Raw genomic sequence first — 241 nt, 5'->3', positions numbered from 1 at the left:
GGTAGCATTAAAAAAAAAAAAAAAAAAAAACATCTAATACGATATCGTCAATGCGATACTCTACGTTGACGGTCTCCTCGGTATAGGCTATGCCGTGAGCCTGTGCAACGGCTGCGTCGCTGAGATCGCGAATGTTGTAGCTCTCTCTCCAATAGTTCTGGGCTGCACCGCTTCTGACGTATAGCGTCGCTGGCTGTCTCGTGTGACTCATACCGCTGCATACTGCTACCTCAGTATACGA

1 protein-coding gene is annotated in these 241 nt (G+C 47.7%); it reads right to left on the bottom strand.

Annotated elements, in window-relative coordinates; all coding sequences use genetic code 11:
* Nucleotides 1–7: 7 nt before the first annotated feature.
* On the bottom strand, nt 8–241 hold a 234-nt coding region (locus tag G3O06_RS45950), incomplete at its 5' end, for a hypothetical protein (RefSeq protein WP_205820048.1).

This window comes from Burkholderia sp. Ac-20345 (assembly GCF_017104825.1).
Lineage (GTDB): Bacteria > Pseudomonadota > Gammaproteobacteria > Burkholderiales > Burkholderiaceae > Burkholderia > Burkholderia lata_B.
Note: the sequence above shows the minus strand (reverse complement) of the source record. Positions and strands in the feature narration are given on the sequence as shown.